General features: G+C 40.4%; 14 protein-coding genes and 1 riboswitch. Of the genes, 4 read left to right on the forward strand and 10 right to left on the reverse strand.

Annotated elements, in window-relative coordinates:
* Positions 1-112 precede the first annotated feature (112 nt).
* The 3 genes from thpR to QYB95_RS14685 form a co-directional block, all read right to left on the reverse strand.
* Positions 113-673: an RNA 2',3'-cyclic phosphodiesterase gene (gene thpR, locus QYB95_RS14675; RefSeq protein WP_301139101.1), complete on the reverse strand. Its 561-nt coding sequence runs from the start codon at positions 671-673 to the stop codon at positions 113-115.
* Between the two features lie 141 nt (positions 674-814).
* Positions 815-1,129 (reverse strand): DMT family transporter, encoded by a 315-nt coding sequence (locus QYB95_RS14680; protein ID WP_301139102.1) that lies wholly within the window; start codon positions 1,127-1,129, stop codon positions 815-817.
* The gene (locus QYB95_RS14685) at positions 1,129-1,461 is read right to left on the reverse strand and encodes a DMT family transporter (protein WP_301139103.1); all 333 of its coding nucleotides are present in this window, start codon (positions 1,459-1,461) and stop codon (positions 1,129-1,131) included. Before QYB95_RS14685 ends, QYB95_RS14680 begins: the two co-directional genes overlap by 1 nt.
* Before the next feature lie 60 nt (positions 1,462-1,521).
* A riboswitch (guanidine-I (ykkC/yxkD leader) is annotated at positions 1,522-1,618 on the reverse strand.
* Between the two features lie 165 nt (positions 1,619-1,783).
* On the opposite strand from QYB95_RS14685, the gene QYB95_RS14690 reads away from it, so the two are divergent.
* Complete coding sequence (locus tag QYB95_RS14690; RefSeq protein WP_301139104.1) at positions 1,784-2,605, forward strand: S1C family serine protease; 822 nt, start codon at positions 1,784-1,786, stop codon at positions 2,603-2,605.
* A gap of 154 nt (positions 2,606-2,759) precedes the next feature.
* Here the strand turns inward: QYB95_RS14690 and QYB95_RS14695 are convergent, their stop codons facing one another.
* Entirely contained in the window at positions 2,760-3,752 is a 993-nt protein-coding gene (locus tag QYB95_RS14695; RefSeq protein ID WP_301139105.1) for an ABC transporter substrate-binding protein, read from the reverse strand.
* 133 nt (positions 3,753-3,885) lie between these two features.
* On the opposite strand from QYB95_RS14695, the gene QYB95_RS14700 reads away from it, so the two are divergent.
* The gene (locus tag QYB95_RS14700) at positions 3,886-4,932 is read left to right on the forward strand and encodes a FecCD family ABC transporter permease (RefSeq protein WP_301139106.1); all 1,047 of its coding nucleotides are present in this window, start codon (positions 3,886-3,888) and stop codon (positions 4,930-4,932) included.
* Positions 4,929-5,951, forward strand: a complete 1,023-nt coding sequence (locus tag QYB95_RS14705) for a FecCD family ABC transporter permease (RefSeq protein WP_301139107.1) — start codon at positions 4,929-4,931, stop codon at positions 5,949-5,951. The genes QYB95_RS14700 and QYB95_RS14705 overlap by 4 nt, the downstream gene beginning before the upstream one ends.
* A 336-nt stretch (positions 5,952-6,287) precedes the next feature.
* Here the strand turns inward: QYB95_RS14705 and QYB95_RS14710 are convergent, their stop codons facing one another.
* The gene (locus tag QYB95_RS14710; RefSeq protein ID WP_301139108.1) at positions 6,288-7,283 is read right to left on the reverse strand and encodes an LLM class flavin-dependent oxidoreductase; all 996 of its coding nucleotides are present in this window, start codon (positions 7,281-7,283) and stop codon (positions 6,288-6,290) included.
* A gap of 997 nt (positions 7,284-8,280) precedes the next feature.
* Between QYB95_RS14710 and QYB95_RS14715 the strand changes: the two genes are divergently transcribed.
* The gene (locus QYB95_RS14715) at positions 8,281-9,216 is read left to right on the forward strand and encodes an aldo/keto reductase (protein WP_301139130.1); all 936 of its coding nucleotides are present in this window, start codon (positions 8,281-8,283) and stop codon (positions 9,214-9,216) included.
* A 95-nt stretch (positions 9,217-9,311) separates the two neighbouring features.
* On the opposite strand, the gene QYB95_RS14720 is transcribed toward QYB95_RS14715, so the two are convergent.
* The 5 genes from QYB95_RS14720 to QYB95_RS14740 form a co-directional block, all read right to left on the reverse strand.
* Positions 9,312-10,253: a ring-cleaving dioxygenase gene (locus QYB95_RS14720; RefSeq protein ID WP_301139109.1), complete on the reverse strand. Its 942-nt coding sequence runs from the start codon at positions 10,251-10,253 to the stop codon at positions 9,312-9,314.
* A gap of 156 nt (positions 10,254-10,409) precedes the next feature.
* Entirely contained in the window at positions 10,410-11,321 is a 912-nt protein-coding gene (locus QYB95_RS14725) for a 1,4-dihydroxy-2-naphthoate polyprenyltransferase (protein ID WP_301139110.1), read from the reverse strand.
* A 234-nt stretch (positions 11,322-11,555) separates the two neighbouring features.
* On the reverse strand, positions 11,556-12,434 hold the full coding sequence (locus tag QYB95_RS14730) for a GNAT family N-acetyltransferase (RefSeq protein WP_301139111.1): 879 nt from the start codon (positions 12,432-12,434) through the stop codon (positions 11,556-11,558).
* A gap of 102 nt (positions 12,435-12,536) precedes the next feature.
* Positions 12,537-14,363 (reverse strand): ABC transporter ATP-binding protein, encoded by a 1,827-nt coding sequence (locus QYB95_RS14735; protein WP_301139112.1) that lies wholly within the window; start codon positions 14,361-14,363, stop codon positions 12,537-12,539.
* Positions 14,363-16,096, reverse strand: a complete 1,734-nt coding sequence (locus QYB95_RS14740; RefSeq protein ID WP_301139113.1) for an ABC transporter ATP-binding protein — start codon at positions 16,094-16,096, stop codon at positions 14,363-14,365. The genes QYB95_RS14735 and QYB95_RS14740 overlap by 1 nt, the downstream gene beginning before the upstream one ends.
* Between the last annotated feature and the right edge of the window lie 150 nt (positions 16,097-16,246).

Raw genomic sequence — 16,246 nt, forward strand, 5'->3', positions numbered from 1 at the left:
TATTATACACGAGAATTAGGATAAAACCTTTAGGAGAAGTTTAGATTTGAGCGATTATTTTCCATATTGAATGATTTCTATGAATGAGATTTGGCTTGATGAAATTTCCGTTTTACTCCCCTTCACCTAAGGCAAAGCGAGCAAATTCGTGATATTTCGGCGTTTTGTCCAAATGCGTTTCGTAAAGTACTACTTCATTTACCGTAAATGATAGACGGTCTTCAAAAGCCTTTAACATTTCGATATCAAAGTTCTCTTCACCCTGCCATTTTCGGGCTAGCGTGATATGGGGACGAAACGGCTTTTTATCCAATTGAAAACCAATGTTGATGCATTGACGGTGGACCTTTTGTTGAACCCTATTCAAGTTTTCGGATTGTTCTACATCTGCCCAAAAAATCCGGGGTTTTTTATGAGGCCCAAATGTCCCAATTTTATGTAGCGTCAACGAAAATGGACGTTCATCTCCTAATACTTGCGGCATCGTACCGATCACCTCCTGTTTCATGCTTTCTTCAGCAAAGCCTAGAAATGCCAATGTGATATGATAATCCTCGGAATGTACCCATCTGGCAAAAGGGAAGTCCAGTTTATTGTTTGCAACCCATTCGTTTAAATATTCCTTCGCTTCATTAGGTAGCTTAGCTGCCAGAAAATAATGATGCTTACTCAATCGTTTCCACTCCTCAAGACTAGATATATTCTAAACATTATTATAGTTCTCATATTTAGACAAATTATCAAAAATACTTTGGAAACTGCAAAATCAATGAAAAGCGCTGAGCGTCACCCTGAACTCAGCGCTTTTTTGTAATTAAGAGATTATTTTCAGCCCTATACTTGCGCATAGAATAATAAAAATACATAGTATCCTTTTCCAGTCCTTTGATTCTCCGTAGAAAAACATACCTACCGTTGTGCCCCCGACAACTCCGATCCCAGTCCAGATTGCATATGCTGTTCCCATTGATATTGTATGCATTGAGTAGTCTAGAAGAAATAAACTGATACAAAAGCCAAGCACCAAAAAAACAAGAGGCTTCCAATTTCGGCTAACGCTGTACTGATTCATCATGGCTACACCAAAAGTTTCAAATAGCCCTGCTACGATTAAAGCAACCCATGCCATTATGCTTGCGCCTCCTTTTGATCATCCGTTACTAGCTTTAAGCCAATCACACCTACTAGCAACAGTACAATTAATAATATTTTAATAATGTTGAATGGTTCTCCAAAAAACAGTATTTCAGAAAGAACCGCCCCTGCCGTCCCCAGGCCTACAAATATCGCATAAACTGTTCCTGTAGGAAGTGTTGACGTAGCCTTAATCAATAAATAATTACAGATGACAATTGCTATAATTGTCCCTACCCATTCCCAAAACTCATCGGCATGTGCCAAACCAATTACCCAAAATACCTCAAGCAGTGACGCCAGTAAAACTTTCAGCCAAGCTTTCATATTAAATTCCCTCCCATTCTCATTCTTTACGAAAAAAAATCCTGGAAGATATTAGATAATATCTCCCAGGATTTTGTCCTTCCGTGTCACGCTTTGCGTAGTTTTCTCTCGGACCAGACTATCGTAATACCGATACGGAACCCTAGAAAACCTTTCTCTTAATCCAGTTGTCTTGTATTATGTCACATCATCCCTGCAATTTCAAGTCAGCATTATAATCACACAAGCTGGCGCAACCTTTCTATTAAATTATTTGGAAGTTTTCAAAAAACAATGATTTCCGATATGATAAAAGAAGGTAAGGTGAGCGAGGAGGGGCGAAATGGATAAAGATAAACAAAGTGAATTTGAACCGATCAGTGAAGAGGAATTAATTGAACTAGTCCTTGAGGAACAAAGAAAAGCACTTGAAAAAGAGCGGGAAAAAAGGTTAAGCGGAGTTTCAGAAACGAAGAAAAAACCTAAATCTGTTCGCCTTTTTGCCTGGATTATGGCAGTGATGCTCGCCTTTAGCACATTTGCAGTCATCTTTGAAATCTTTTCAATTCCGGCAATCGAATTTATAAAAACATCTGCCAGACTCTCAGGGCAGGAGGATATTCAAACCTATAAGCAAGCTGTTGTTGAAATCCAAACTAACGATGGAAAAGGAACGGGATTTGCAGTTTCAGATGATGGCTACATTGTAACGAATGACCATGTCATCGAAGACGCCCTTACCATTACAGTGATCTTTCCTGATGAACAGCTTTTCAAGGGCGAGGTAATTGAGAGCTATCCGGATATTGATTTAGCCATCCTAAAAGTGGAAGGAGAAAAACTTCCCTATTTAACGCTGGCTGATTCGTACACACCTACACTAAATGAACCAATTTATTTTATCGGAAACCCGTTATATTTTACCGGAATAGCCAATGAGGGTAAGGTCATTGATTACAAACAGCTTTCCGATTGGGATGAAGAGGTGATAATGTTGGATGCACCGGTCTATCGCGGAAATAGCGGCAGCCCCGTGATCAACAAAGAAGGACAAGTGGTCGGCATTGTTTTTGCAACGATTGATGATGAAACCTATGGACACGTCGGATTGTTTGTACCGGTTGACCTATTACAGGAAAAAGATATTAGTTCAATACGAAAATAATAAAATCCGTTATATTTTTCATTCTGTTGCTCACCAGATTTGTCCCAATAAGCTCATTCCCCCGTTTTTTGGTCAACCAAGTTTACGAAATTTGTTTCTTAGTAAAATAAAAAGTACTTGCCCGAAGCTCGTTCAGCAAGTACTTTTTCTTTCCCTATTTCGCTACACTTTCCAAAACATCGTCAATGATTTGATCATTTGCAATGGCACCAGTGTATAACCAGCTTGTATCTGGACCGAATTCATACACATTTCCTGCTTGTACCGCAGGGATGCTTTGCCATAATGCATCACTTAATGCTGCACTTTCACTACCATCGCTATTTACCAAGAATAGATAATCTGCATCAAGTTCGACTAATTTTTCAAGTGAAACAGCATTCCAGTTATTTTCACCGCTAGCCGAGATTTCTTCCACAACTGCCGGTACTTCAAATCCTAAATCATTGTAAAGTACATCTCCGCTTGATAATTCTTTGTTTACAACAAAGAAGCTACCTCCTACCAACCAAATCGCGGCCGCAGATTTCTTGCCAACATTTTCTTCAATCTGAGCTTTTGCTTCCCCGGCTTTAGCTTCATAATCAGAGATCACTTTTTCAGCTTTATCTTCCAACGCAAAGATGCTGCCGACCGTTCGAAGCTCTTCTCTCCAATCATTATTTAACTCCTCACCAATCACATAGGTAGGAGCAATCGCACTGTATTGCCCATACTTTCCACCCTCTACCATACTAGGCGAGTCCATAATAATTAGATCGGGCTCAAAGCTTTGTACTTCTTCAAAAGGAAGATCATAATTGATTAAGTCCACATCTTTTAGAGAATCCTGTAAATAGCCTTGAATACTTGCTCCTTCGTTTAGTGACCATTGAGCTATAGGTGTAATGCCCAAAGCTACTAATGGATCTTCCAGATAAGAAGCAATTACACGTTGAGGGTTCGCAGGTACTTGGACTTTGTTTCCTAATGCATCTGTAAGGGTGCGAGTTCCAGCTGCTTCATCCCCTGTTGAAACTTCACTTGTAGATGAATTATCCGTTTTGGTTGTATCTTCAGCTTGATTTCCACATGCTGCTAGTGCCAATGCTAAAACACCAAAAGATATTATTTTTAAAGGCTTGATTGAATGTAAGAAAGTGCCCATTTTAATCCTCCTGAAATTATGTTAAAATTCTGTTTAGTTGATAATGATTATCATTTATATTAAATGCAAATAATCACTCTCGTCAACATTTATTTATGTTTTTAGTACAGGTATAAAGAAAGTAGGCTTTTGTATGTCTCAGCCAAAAAAGATATCTCAACATTTACATACTTCGTTAAAAGGTAAACCATTTGTTTCATTGATACTTGGTTGTGTGGGAATCCTTTTGCTAATATTCCTTGGTACTTTGTCCATTCTGTACGGTGCATCCTCTATTGATGCCGCGACGATTTATCAAAGTATTTTTCATTTCGATGATGGAAATAGTCAGCATGTGATTATAAGGGAACTCCGAATTCCACGTGCCATTGCAGCAATTGCGGTGGGTGCAGGATTAGCTGTTTCGGGCGCAATTATGCAAGGAATGACGAAGAATCCGCTTGCTGATCCTTCTATCATGGGTGTGACAGCTGGATCATCCTTCGTTCTTTCACTTGCGATGGCAATCTTGCCGTCCTTGCCATATCAATCACTTACCTTCTTCTCATTTATAGGAGCAGGGTTAGGTGCATTTACGGTCTTTGGTATGGTTGCATTGGCCAAGGGAGGGATTACGCCCATACGTTTAGTATTAGCCGGTTCGGCAATTACATCCTTACTAACTTCACTATCGACGATTATTAGTATTCGCTTTGATATTGCAAAAGATATCAGCTTTTTCTATGCAGGTGGCGTTTCCAGCATTCAAATGCACCACTTAACTTTTGCGTTGCCTGCCATTGGAATAGGTTTAGTATTTGCAATCTTGTTGTCCCGCTCCATTACTGTGTTGAGCCTGGGAGAGGATATTGCGAAGGGATTGGGGCAAAATACAACACGTATACAATTATTCGGTACGATTACGGTCCTGATTTTAACTGGCGCAGCTGTTTCCATCGCTGGTATGATTGGCTTTGTCGGTTTGGTCATTCCACACATTACGCGCTTTTTCACAGGATTGGATTATCGTTTTATTATTCCGTGCTCGGCCATCTTAGGGGGCCTCTTGCTATTGGGGGCTGATATCGTCGGACGTATGGTAAACCCTCCGTTTGAAACACCCGTAGGAGCAATCACTGCTATCGTAGGTGTACCTTTCTTTCTTTATTTAGCTAGAAAAGAAGGGAGAACATTAAAATGAACATCCAACTGATGAACACACGTAAATTTTTAGGTTACATCTTATTATTTCTTATTCTGATCATTCTCCTAGTATTATTCAGCATTAATGCAGGGTATATACATATTCCCCTTTCTGATGTGTACGCAACATTAAGCGGGAATGGCACTGCTGCAAATGAGTTGACGATTCTCCAATTTCGGCTGCCCAGAATTGTAATTGCCTTATTGGTAGGATCGGGGATTGCCGTGTCCGGGGCCATTTTACAAGGGGTTACGAAAAATCCGATAGCAGATCCGGGGATTCTTGGCATCAATGCCGGAGCTGGTTTAGCAGTCGTGCTCTATATGTTCTTCCTGCAGGGCTCTGCCTTCTTTTCAGGACCATTATCGATTTTTATCATGCCTATCACTGCATTAATCGGAGCGTTTTCTGCTGCCCTTTTCATCTATTTCTTTTCAATGAAAAATCATGCCGTGACCATCTCCCGTTTACTTTTAGTCGGAATTGGCGTGAACGCGGCATTTAATGCGGGATTGATCATATTTCAAATGAAAATGGAGCCGGCTGATTTTACAGCTGCCTTAGTCTGGATCTCCGGCAGCATTTGGGGAACCAATTGGACCTATGTTTTGGCTTTATGTCCGTGGATTTTCATCTTCATCCCTTTGGCTATCTATAAATCAAACTATCTAAATATCTTGAATATAAACGACTCGATCGCCATTGGTCTGGGTATGAAGGTCGAACGTGAACGCCGACTCCTTCTATGCATTGCCGTTATCTTAGCTGGAACTTGTGTTGCCGTTGGGGGCGGAATCTCATTTCTAGGACTCGTCATCCCACAAATCGTCCGCAGATTGATTGGAGCAAATCACAAAAGGCTGCTTCCTTTAACGGCTCTAGCCGGTGCAGTATTCTTATTACTCGCAGATACACTGGGCAGAATGTTTATGGCTCCCGCCGAAATCCCGGTAGGCTTAATTGTCTCACTGATTGGTGCACCTTATTTTATGTATTTGTTGATAAAGGGAAGATAAACCATAAAAGCATCACCACTTGTTAAGCCTGTCGCAACAATCGGTGATGCTTTTTTATTGTTAAACTAAAATTCTGTACCAAAATTTTAAATTACTTGCGAGTTTTGTGTCTTTATACTTTCTTTACTTGAGACTTTTGTTATTTTACTTGCGAATTCACTCTCTTTACTTGCGACTTTGATGCTTTTACTTGCAACTTCGCTCCATTAAGGCGCTTATTGCCTCCTAATATACTCACCGATTTCGAAAAAACAATATTTTCTCATTGGCAGTATTAAAATAGAGAACATAAAAAACACTTGGATTTATTTCATCCAAGTGTTTGACGATGACATCTTACATTAATTCCTTGGCCAATAAACGATAAACATTCAATCTCGCTTCCTGTGAATGTGGGATTGTACAAATCATGGCTTCATCAAACCCATATTCTTCCTGTTCCTGCAATAAGATATCTGCTACTTCTTTAGCTGTCCCAACAAAATGTTGGCTGCGGTTATCCTCGATCCACATGCGATCCATTTCCGTTAATGGGTAGTCTTTTGCTTCCTCTGGCGTCATTCGCATTAAATCTACCTGTCCTCTATTAAATAAGAGTCGTGCAATATCGGCCGGCTTTGCTTCGTACTCCGCCTCTTCCCTAGTCTCCGCAACTGTTACGAAATAGGATATCATAATTTCGGATTTCTCCATAAATGGTGAAGGTACAAAGTTCGATCTGTACGCATCGAACACCTTTTTATTCATATACCCGTTGAAGAATTGTGCATAGGAATAACCCAATCCCATTTTGCCGGCTTGAACAGCACTATTGCCACTTGAACCTAGTAGCCAGCTTTGCGGAAGAACGACATTATTAGGTGAGGCAGTTACCCTTTGATAATATGGATTCAGAGGGGCTTGGTCATTTAAAAAGTCCAACGTCCATTGCAGCTTTTCATACAAATTATTTACTTGCGGCTGGCGACCTTCAGCCAAAGCATACATGGCGTAATTATCGCCGCCTGGAGCTCTTCCTGCTCCAAAATCTATCCGTCCAGGTGCCAAGGCACTTAATGTTTTAAACACTTCAGCAATTTTATAGGGTGAATAGTGCATAATCATCGTGCCACCAGTGCCTACTCGAATTCGATTTGTTTTTGCCGCGATATATGAAGCCGTTATCTCCGGAGCTGAGCTTGCAAAACCTTTTGTGTTATGATGCTCAGCCATCCAAATACGCTCATAGCCTAACTCTTCCGCCACTACCGCTAATTCCACCGCTTTTGTTAATGCGTCCGGTGCAGTATTCCCACTTGTAATTGGCGCTTGATCCAATACACTTAATTTCATCTTGAAGACTCCCTTCTCTATAAGCATCCCCAATTTTGATTTATTCATAAAAAAACATATCAATGCTATCGGAATTAATCTCATTGTAAGGAATTTAGGAGCATAAATCTAATTTCGTGCTTGTACTAGTAGAGAAATAGCCACAAGAATTGCAATGTCGAAATATCCTTTTGCAAACCTGGTTACATTGAACTTGAAAAGTTTGATTGACGTAAAACGACTATCTATTAACACTAATATACTTTTTCTGTAAACCAGGTTGACGCAAATTCAAAACCCTTGATTTAATCTATCAAACTAAAATGGAGCCAATTTAAATCTCACCTTGCAATTTTTATTATGCTAGTAAATTAATTAATTATTTTACCTTTCTCGACATTTCCATTTACCGAAATAGTTATATCGTCAACTACATTGACAAAAATTCAATTATTCCAGCTGATTAAGTTGCCTCTACACAAACCATTACTGAAAAATCGATCAATTAAAACACTATAGCAGGAGATTTTTTAAGCGCTCCACTCTATTCGACATGAACATTTTCCCATAATAGCAATGTCGTCAATCTGGTTGACAGAAAAATCAAGCCCCTTCATACTTAGCACACATAGCTGAGAGTGTGTCATTTAAATTTCTATTTTCAAATTACTTTTCCCATAAAGCTTTGAAAAAGGATACACCTATCGACAATTCAGCATTAAATTAAAGGCTATATTGTCAACCAAAGTTGACAAAAGTTTCAGTACCTCTTGTTATTACATAAACCCGCATAGAACTAAAAAATCTCAATAAACAAATTTCTCACCTTTCATGGCGACGATTTTTCTTACTTTCATGTACCAACTAAATTCGACAGCAACAAAGGAAATATCTGAATTTCAAATCCTTTAGCAACCCCTGATCAGTTTATTTAGTGGAATAAATTGTATAGAATTAACCTAGGAAACGAACTACTACATGACCTGCTTGAAAAAAACTTGGAAAGAAGGTTCTAATGATGGAAAACAAAATTCAACTGGGAAAATCAGAGCTTGTTGTAAATCCCATTGGTTTAGGTGCAAATGCTGTTGGAGGGCATAATCTATATCCGAATTTGGATGAAGAGGTCGGCAAGGAATTAGTCCGCACAGCCATTGAAAACGGAATGAATTTTATTGACACTGCTTTTAGTTATGGCAATGGACGTTCAGAAGAATTAATTGCTGAAGTTTTGAAGGAAAGCGGTAAACGTCACGATGTTATTCTTGCCACAAAAATTGCTCAAAGGTTTGTGGATGGAGATAAGATAATCGACAATTCTCCTGCCTTTCTACGTAGTGAGGTGGAAAAGAGTTTAAAACGCCTTCAAACAGATACCATCGATTTACTCTATATCCACTATCCCGATGAAACTACACCAAAGGACGAAGCGATTGGGACATTAAAACAGTTAAAAGATGAAGGGAAGATCCGTGCGATAGGGGTTTCCAATTTCACACCCGAGCAACTAAAAGAAGCAAACAAGGATGGCTATGTAGATGTTTTGCAAGGGGAATATAATTTATTAAGCCGATCTGCCGAATCTACCTATTTCCCTTACACTATAGAAAATAACATTGCATTCATTCCATACTTCCCATTGGCTTCTGGTCTACTTACAGGAAAATATACTACAGCATCGACTTTCAATGATTTACGTAATAGACTTCCCTATTTCCAGGAAGATGTATTTGCAAAAAACTTGGAGAAAGTGGAACAGCTTGGAACTATAGCTAATCAAAAAGGCGTTGATGTTGCCCATATTGTTCTAGCGTGGTATTTGAAACAGGAAGCAGTTACAGCCGTTATTCCAGGTGCCAAAAACTCGGAGCAAGTGCTCAATAACTTGAAAACTCTTGATGTCCGATTAACTAAAGATGAAGTTCTAGCAATTGACCTTCTATTTAAAGCTTAAGAAAAAGGGTGAGCCGTATGCTACTACGGTCACCCTTTTTAATATCGTTATTCAAACTTATCCACACCGTTCAAATAAGTACTATATCACTATGATCAATCAAGCGGCTCTAAACTACTTTCTATTTCCTCTCTGCGGTCTTCCAAGAATGGAGGTAATGCCAGCTCCTCACCTAAGGTTTCTACATCCGAATCGACTGTAAATCCTGGATCATCAGTTGCGATTTCAAAGAGGATACCATTGGATTCTCTGAAATAAAGGCTTTTAAAATAAAATCGGTCTACAATGCCTGATGTTTGGAATCCACGTTCCCTAACTTTTTTATTCCAGTAAGCCAATTCCTCATCATCTTTTGCGCGTAACGCTAGATGGTGTATGCTTCCACGGCCAGGTTTCTCACCTGGGCCATTCAATTCCCTTACCAGAATTTCTCCAAACCTCTGACCTTCAATTGATTGCAGCAGGATTTGCTCCTTGGAACGCTCCTTTACGATAAAGCCGAAAAGTTCAGTCAATGTTCTCTCTAGTTTACCAGCATTCTTTACGATTATTTCAATTGTACCCATCCCTAAAATTTGATGTTCACTAGGTACAGATGATAGATCCCATGTAGCCCAAAACTCCGGTATCTCTTCTCCATTGTTGCTTAGCAAAATCATGCGAAGTCCTTCCGGATCCTCGAAGGCAAGTGCTTCTCTACCCGCGTAACGCGAGATTTCATCATGTTTTACATTTAATTCTTCAAAACGATTTTTCCAGTACTGCAGACTTTCCACTGATGGCACCAGAAGGCCAATTTGCGTAATTGCGTTCGTACCACGGTGCGTTCTCCCTACCATTGGGATTTCAAAGAATGTTAACCCTGTTCCCGGACTTCCCACCAAGTCGCCGAAAAACAAATGATACATGGAAGGATCATCTTGGTTAACCGATTTCTTCACTCTGCGTAACCCTAGTATTTCTCTATAAAACTCATCATTCTTCTTCGCATTTTTTGTAATCATCGAAATATGGTGATGTCCTAAAATTGTTGGCATTTCTCTTCCTCCCTATTCTTTGTACCGACCTGAATTTCTACCTTCATTTTATCTCGAATTCGAGATAAAATCAATCAATAAAGAAGAACCGTCCTGTTATTACCTATTCATCCATAAGAAAAAAACGCCCCCTACAATTGCAGAGAGGCGTTCAAATTAAAATAGATAACTAATGAATAATCCAATTGATAATAAGAATGAGAAAAGCGTATTTGTAATCGCCGTGGATTTCATGGCAACACGCATAAACTGCGGTTCTTTTTCACCTTTTTTAAATCCTTGAATCGCCGAAATCGGTTTTTTCACACTCAATAATACAACTAGTGCCCAAGGGCTTACTGTACCCATGAAAACAAGAACAAGTATCCAAATATATGAGACGGCAAAGGCAATTGTTAGAGTAAGGACAGCTTTTTCTCTTCCAAGAAGAATCGCCAATGTTTTTCTTCCACCTTTTGTGTCTTCTTCAATATCACGGATATTATTCGCCATATTGATGCCGCCTACAAGAATACCAACAGGAATCGAGATTAACACCGAAGTTAACGTTAAATCGCCTGTTTGTATGTAGTAAGCAATCAGTACAAAGCCCGTGCCCATTAACGCACCTGCAAATAATTCTCCAAACGGTGTATACGCGATCGGGATGGGACCTCCCGTATAGAAGTAACCTACAGCCATACCGAATAATCCGATTACCACCAGCCACCAGCTACTGCTTGCACATATATATACACCAATCAATGCAGCCAAAACGTAAAGCAGAATCGCGACTGTTAGAACATTTTTGGGCTTTAAGCCATGGCGTACAATTCCCCCGCCAATTCCGACTGATTCAGCAGTATCTAACCCGCGCTTGAAATCATAATACTCATTAAATAAATTTGTCGCGATTTGAAGGGCCAAACAAGCGACCATCATTGCAATAAATAAAAGCCAATCGATCTGCGTATCAAATAAAGCGATCACCGTTCCTAAAATAACCGGAGCAAACGTCGCCGTTAGTGTATGCGGTCGAGTCATTTTCCACATTAATTTTGCGGGACTCATATTTTTTTCATTTTCCATGAATCGATTCAACTAACCTTTCGTTTATAGTTTTTCACATTCATTTATTATATCAAATTCACACGAATGCTCAATCACGCTTCTACAGAAAACCTTCGAGGAATTGAGCTCTGGTGGAGTTTTCCGGACTATTTCGTGAATTTACCGGACACTTTTCCTTATTTACCGGACACTCTCCCCCTCCCCCACAAAAAACACCCACAAATCACGGCTTGATTTGTGGGCATCCTCTGTTTACTCACCTGTGTAGACGAAGTAGTCTACTTGCATTGATTTTTTAAAGCCTGCTTTCTCATATACCGTAAGTGCACGCTCGTTTTCAACTTCCACATCCAGCATGACATTCGTGCTGCCATTACGCTTAGCAAAATCTTTTACCCATTTTAGCAAAGCCGTTCCAATTCCTAACCCTTGTTTATCTGGATGAACGGCTAAAGCAGAAATCATTTGAGCATTGCCTTCCTCCGAAGTAGTGACTGTACCGACGATTTCTCCTAACAGTTCCGCAACCCACAGAATTCTGCCTTCCGACCTGGTATTATAGTGGATCAGCTCAAGGGATTCTTCACGTATATCACCAAAGGCATTGCTGAAGATTTCAATTAAAGCTTCCTGATCAGTGGCTTCCAAATATGGACGAATGTGAATCTCCTCAACCGATTCTATCGCTTGGGGCGCTGCTTCCAAGGTTGCTTCAGAAAAACTATAGGAATACCCATACTTTTCTACAAATTGACGGCGGGATGTATCATTTTCTATTACCAAAGCCAATTCTCCCTCAGCACCTCTTTGATGCAATCCATCACCGATTACCTTGAGGATGGCTTCATCCAAGCCGATATCCCGGTACATTGGAGATACCAAGATGGCCCACTCATACGTATTTAACCCCATTTGGTCAACGGCACTCGCAACACCGACTAACTCATCAGTTTCATCATCATAGGCAAGGACATAGAACCCCTTTACATCAAACCTTGAGGATTCCTGCAAACTTAAAACAGAACTGTAGTTATAATTATCGACTAATAATGCTGATTCACATAATGCCTTTATTTCACTATAGGATTCCGAATCAATCGGAAACGACTGCGTAATAATTGAAAGATTCATTTATAAAACTCTCCGATTCTTAAGCTTATGCTTTACATTTTAAGTGAACGTCCAAACAGTCGCAAGGTCCTTAAGGAAATTACATGTAATTACCTATTCGAATCATTTAATGCCAGATTGACTAAGCATATTGGCATATATCCCATTGTGTGCAATTAATTCCTTTTGCGTTCCCGACTCCATTACTTGCCCTTCTTGCATGACAAATACGACATCGGCTGTACGTATCGTATTTAGGCGATGGGCAATCACAAAGCTGGTTCTTCCCTTCATCAGTTCTTCCAGGGCTTGTTGAATTTTCAATTCTGTCACCGTATCAATACTGCTCGTTGCTTCATCCAATAATAATATCACCGGATCTGCTACAAAGGCTCTGGCAATGGAGAGCAGCTGCTTTTGCCCCTGTGAAATTTCACTACCATCCGCTGTAAGTATTGTGTCGTATCCATTTGGTAATTTCATAATAAAATCATGTGCATTTGCTTTCTTGCACGCCTTCACTACCTCTTCATTTGTGGCATCAAGCCTGCCGTAACGGATATTTTCATAGACACTTGCCTCAAACAAAAATGAATCCTGCAATACAAAAGCCATCTGACTTCTTAGGGTTTGCCTCTTGATGTCCTTCACATTGACACCATCAAACAACACTTCCCCGTTTTCCGCATCATAGAATCTAGAAATCAATTGCATAATGGTTGTTTTACCCGCACCTGTTGCCCCCACCAATGCAGCGGTTTGACCAGGCTTTACATGAAAGCTTACATTTTGCAATGTGTAGGCTTCTTCAGCTAATTCATACTTAAACGAAACATCGCGGAATTCAACTTCCCCTGAAAGTAGATGATTCTCATCCACTTTTCCAGTGTCTTCTTCGACCTTTTCGTCCATTATAGAGAAAACCCTCTCTGCTCCGGCAATCGCCGATAAAACCGTATTCATCTGGTTTGCCAAATCATTTAGAGGTCGGGTAAATTGACGCGAGTACTCCGTAAATATAACGATGGTCCCTATTGAAACAAAGCCGTTGTAGGCCAAGATTCCACCAATTCCGGCGATAATCGCAAAGCTGATATTGTTTAGAAGGTTCATCACCTTGGGGATAAAACCAGAATAGGTAAGTGCCCAGAATCCCGTCCTTCTATACCTTGCACTCTTTTCGCGAAATTCGTCCTTCACTCGTTCTTCCTGAGAAAAAGCCTTCACCACCCGTTGACCGGAAATCGTTTCTTCAATCATCCCATTTAACGCACCGATTGCAGCTTGCTGTTCCTTAAACAGCTTGCCGGTTCTTCTGGTGATCCAGCGAGTTGCCATAAACATTAAAGGAATAATCAGCATCGTCAGCAATGTAAGCAAGGGACTTAAGGTAAGCATGACAATAACCGTGCCCGACAACGTCAATATACTTGAAAACACTTGAATAAACGATGTGTTCAAAGTGGCACTAACAGTTTCAATGTCATTCGTTGCCCTACTCATCAATTCCCCATGCTGCCGCTTATCAAAATACGACACCGGTAAGTGCAAGAGATGTTGGAACACCCCTGTACGCAATCGAAAAACCGCGTTTTGCGCAATACCGATCATCCAATAGTTTTGGAAAAAAAGAGACACTGCCAACAGTACATAGATAATAACCAAACCGCTAACGAGAGGTAGCATTCCATCAAATTGCTGTTTCAGTACATATTCATCAATCATATGACCAATTAGATACGGGCCTAAAAGAGCCATCGCCGAACTTACAACAACCAAGAGCAAAACTGCGATTAATAACGCTCTTTGTTCATCTACAATTCTCCAAATCCGCAGTAAAGTGTTTTTCCAATTGTTTGCCCGCGGCCCTTTTTTCTTTAGGAGAGGACCTTTTACATCTTCCTTCGCCAGAATCGGTTCATAGCCAAACGGTTTTCGTAAAAATTTCATCACGCTTCACCTTCTTGCTCTTGTTGTGACATGACAATTTGAGTATAACGGGCATTCGTACCGAGAAGTTCCTCATGTGTTCCGTAGCCAATTACCCGTCCTTCATCTAATAATAAAATGCGGTCTGCCCCTTTTGCCGTTCGAATTTTTTGGGTTACAACAAGCATCGTTGCTTGTTCCCCTTCGATTGCATCCCAGAAGGCAGTCTCTGTTTTTACATCCAGGGCACTTGTACTATCATCCAAGATGAGTATGGAAGAATCTCGTATTAAAGCCCGGGCAATCGATAGACGCTGCTTTTGTCCGCCAGACAGGTTGACCCCTTTTTGTCCAACTCTAGTTTCATAGGCGCTCGGGAAGTTTTCGATGGTCTGATGAATCTGAGCATTTGCTGTAGCCACCCTCACCTCATCCATTGATGCACCTTGTTTCCCCCAGCTCACATTTTCATAAATCGAACCTGTAAATAACATGGCGCTTTGCGGAACATAGCCTATATATTCTCTAAGCTCTTCTAATGGCCAGTCCCTAAGATTTCGTCCATTTACGTAGATTTCTCCTTTTGCAGGATCGTAAAATCTTGGCAGCAAGTTGAGCAATGTAGACTTTCCTGCCCCAGTCGCACCCATGATAGCAAGCTTTTCCCCTGGCGCTACAGTGAATGAGACATCATGAAGAACCGTTTTCTTCGAATTTGGAAATTGGAAAGTGACATGGTCAAAACGGATTGCTTCATTATGCGTGGAGTGCACAGCTTCCGAGTAAGCGGAAGGTAAATATGTCTCCGTCCCCTTTTCAGTAAGCAGGATTTCCTCCATTCGTTCCGAGGAGGCTTTTGCACGGGACAAAACATTAATAATAAATGCAAACATTGAGAACGACCCCGTCATTCTTAAAGCATAGTTGACTACTGCAACAAGCTCCCCGACCTGTGCTTCCCCATTCTGCACATCCAAGGAACCGAACCATAAAGCTGCGAGCAAACTGATATTCATGACAAATAGCAGTACCGGTTGAATAAGTTCCATTATCCGCAGAGCCTTCATTGTATCGAACTGTAAGTCGCCCGAAACTTCCTGGAAACGATTTGACTCATAGCTTCCGCGCATATAGGCTTTCACTAACCGAATTGCCTGGAGATTTTCTTGAAGGACACGATTGACACGGTCGAGCCTTCTTTGAACCTCACTAAATAAACGCACCCCTTTTTTCACGATCACGTATAAGAACAGGATTAGAATCGGCGTTCCAATCAATAAAAACAACGCCATTTTTGGATTAACGAAAAAGGCCATTACGAGGCTGCCAACAGCGGACAAGGGAGCTCGTATCATAATTCGCAAGCTCATAAACAGGACGGATTGCACCTGCTGGACATCACTTGTTAGCCTAGTAATCAATCCCGAAGTAGGAAATCGTAAATAAGTAGCCATTGTAAAGGATTGAATTTTACTGAACAAAGCATTTCTTAGATCAAAAGCAAAGCTTTGCGCAACATGTGACGAGAAAAAGGAATTAATCACCCCACTGGTAAAGGCCGAAAAAGCTAAAACAAGCAGGATAAATCCCCAGGAGCCGATTGTTTCGATATCTCTCGCAACAATCCCATCATCAATAATCTTTGCAATGATTAAAGGTTGGATCAGCTCGACAACCAACTCAGTAAGCATTAAACAAAATGCAATGATCGCCGGCCATTTATATGGCTTTACATAAGCAAAAATAGTCTTCAATTCCTTCACCCCTCCGAAGCATTATGAACACTTTCATCATCTTGGCGCCTTTAATTGTTTGCAAAGCGATCACAATGTTATTTAGTTCTATTTGTTTCGAATTTCGTAATATGTATAAGCATAATGCAAATAGCCAATAGTTGCCAACCT

Origin of the sequence: Ureibacillus aquaedulcis (assembly GCF_030418165.1) — a bacterium.
Lineage (GTDB): Bacteria > Bacillota > Bacilli > Bacillales_A > Planococcaceae > Ureibacillus > Ureibacillus aquaedulcis.

Excerpts from the sequence above, each read along its gene's own strand:
- QYB95_RS14695 (WP_301139105.1), bottom strand. The coding sequence starts at position 3,752 with ATGGGCACTTTCTTACATTCAATCAAGCCTTTAAAAATAATATCTTTT.
- QYB95_RS14725 (WP_301139110.1), bottom strand. The coding sequence starts at position 11,321 with ATGGAAAATGAAAAAAATATGAGTCCCGCAAAATTAATGTGGAAAATG.
- QYB95_RS14715 (WP_301139130.1), top strand. The coding sequence starts at position 8,281 with ATGGAAAACAAAATTCAACTGGGAAAATCAGAGCTTGTTGTAAATCCC.
- QYB95_RS14710 (WP_301139108.1), bottom strand. The coding sequence starts at position 7,283 with ATGAAATTAAGTGTATTGGATCAAGCGCCAATTACAAGTGGGAATACT.
- QYB95_RS14680 (WP_301139102.1), bottom strand. The coding sequence starts at position 1,129 with ATGGCATGGGTTGCTTTAATCGTAGCAGGGCTATTTGAAACTTTTGGT.
- QYB95_RS14720 (WP_301139109.1), bottom strand. The coding sequence starts at position 10,253 with ATGCCAACAATTTTAGGACATCACCATATTTCGATGATTACAAAAAAT.
- QYB95_RS14700 (WP_301139106.1), top strand. The coding sequence starts at position 3,886 with ATGTCTCAGCCAAAAAAGATATCTCAACATTTACATACTTCGTTAAAA.
- QYB95_RS14705 (WP_301139107.1), top strand. The coding sequence starts at position 4,929 with ATGAACATCCAACTGATGAACACACGTAAATTTTTAGGTTACATCTTA.
- QYB95_RS14685 (WP_301139103.1), bottom strand. The coding sequence starts at position 1,461 with ATGAAAGCTTGGCTGAAAGTTTTACTGGCGTCACTGCTTGAGGTATTT.
- QYB95_RS14730 (WP_301139111.1), bottom strand. The coding sequence starts at position 12,434 with ATGAATCTTTCAATTATTACGCAGTCGTTTCCGATTGATTCGGAATCC.
- QYB95_RS14735 (WP_301139112.1), bottom strand. The coding sequence starts at position 14,363 with ATGAAATTTTTACGAAAACCGTTTGGCTATGAACCGATTCTGGCGAAG.
- QYB95_RS14690 (WP_301139104.1), top strand. The coding sequence starts at position 1,784 with ATGGATAAAGATAAACAAAGTGAATTTGAACCGATCAGTGAAGAGGAA.